Here is a 1,831-nt window from a genome sequence, read left to right as displayed (position 1 = left end):
GATCCGCTACGCCGCCGGCGAGATTCGCGGCTTTGTCGAGCGCGCCAGCTATATGGCGGATATAGCCGCAAGCGCCCTGGCCGATATCCAGCTGCCGGACAAGCCCGGCTTCACCCGCTTTATTCGCCGCGAACCGCTGGGCGTGGCCTTGGTCATAGCGCCCTGGAACTACCCCTATCTGACCGCCGTCAACGCGGTGATGCCGGCGCTGCTGGCCGGCAACGCGGTGTTGCTCAAGCATTCGGCGCAGACTCCGCTGTGCGCCGAGCGCATGGTCGAGGCCTTCCAGGAGGCCGGTTTGCCGGGCGGGGTGTTTCAGTACCTGCACCTGAGCCATGCGCAAACCGAGCACCTGATCCGCTCGCCGAGCATTAAACATGTGGCCTTTACCGGCTCGGTGGCGGGCGGTTCTCTGGTCGAGCGGGCGGCGGCGGGGCGCTTTATCGGCGTGGGCCTGGAGCTGGGCGGCAAGGACCCGGCCTATGTGCGCGCCGACGCCGACCTGGACTACGCGGTGGCCACCAGTATCGACGGGGCCTTCTTCAACTCCGGGCAGTCCTGTTGCGCTATCGAACGCATCTATGTGCATGAGGCCCTGTATGACGCCTTCGTCGAACAGGCGGTGGCCCTGGTCAAGCAATACCGGCTGGGCCGCTCCGATGCTCCGGAAACCACCCTGGGGCCGCTGGTGAACGCCGCGGCGGCGGATTTCGTCCGTGGGCAGATCCATGACGCCATGGCGCAGGGTGCGACCGCCCATCTGCTGTCGGCCGACTTCGCCCTGGATAAGCCCGGCACGCCCTACCTGGCGCCCCAGGTGCTGACCAATGTGCACCACGGCATGCGGGTGATGGTCGAGGAATCCTTCGGCCCGGTGGTGGGTATCCAGAAGGTCAAGGATGACGAGGAGGCCCTGGCCTTGATGAACGACAGCGAGTTCGGCCTGACCGCCGCCCTCTTCAGCCGCGATGTCGAGGCGGCCCTGGCCCTGGCCGATCGGGTCGAGGCCGGCACTGTGTTTCTCAACCGCTGCGACTACCTCGACCCGGCGCTGGCCTGGACCGGGGTGAAGAACTCCGGACGCGGCTGCAGCCTGTCCCGGGTCGGCTACGAGCAGCTGACCCGGCCAAAATCCTTCCACTTCAAGACCCAGTTGTGAGGCGCGCCATGGATCTGCAGCACTACCGCATAAACTGGAACTACCCGACCGCGATCCGCGTCGGTGCCGGGCGTATTCGCGAGCTGCCCGACGCCTGCCGTCAGCTGGGCATGGGCGCGCCGCTGCTGGTCACCGATCCGGGCTTGGCTGGTCTGTCGATCATCGACCGGGCGCTGCTGCAATGCCGCGACGATGGCCTCAGGGCCGGGCTGTTCCATGGCATCAAGGGCAACCCCACTGGACAGAACGTGCTGGACGGGGTGGCGGCGTTCAAGGCCGGCAGCCATGACGGGGTGATCGCCTTCGGCGGCGGTTCGGCCCTGGATGCCGGCAAGGCCATCGCCCTGATGGTGGGCCAGGACCGGCCGCTGTGGGATTTCGAGGATATCGGCGACAACTGTGATCGCGTCAATGTCGCCGGCATGGCGCCGGTGGTGGCGGTGCCGACCACCGCGGGCACCGGCTCGGAGGTCGGCCGCGCCGCGGTGATCACCGACGAGGCGGCGCAGATCAAGCGCATCATCTTCCACGCCCGGATGCTCCCGGCTTTGGTGATTCTCGACCCCGAGCTGAGCATCGGCCTGCCGGCCAAGCTCACCGCCGCCACCGGCATGGACGCGCTGTCGCACTGCCTGGAAGCCTTCTGCTCGCCGCTGTTCCACCCCATGGCCG

Annotated in this window: 2 protein-coding genes; both read left to right on the top strand. The window is 67.4% G+C overall.

Going from position 1 to position 1,831, the window contains the following annotated elements; genetic code table 11:
• Positions 1 to 1,159 (top strand): aldehyde dehydrogenase family protein (locus V6M51_RS18760; RefSeq protein ID WP_332769617.1); only part of this gene is annotated, 1,159 nt, incomplete at its 5' end.
• An 8-nt stretch (positions 1,160 to 1,167) separates the two neighbouring features.
• The coding region (locus V6M51_RS18755; protein ID WP_332769615.1) for an iron-containing alcohol dehydrogenase at positions 1,168 to 1,831 on the top strand (664 nt) is incomplete at its 3' end.

The organism is Phenylobacterium sp. (assembly GCF_036677185.1).
GTDB lineage: Bacteria > Pseudomonadota > Alphaproteobacteria > Caulobacterales > Caulobacteraceae > Phenylobacterium.
The sequence above is the reverse complement of the archived record's forward strand: the minus strand, read 5'-3'. Positions and strand labels throughout refer to the sequence as shown.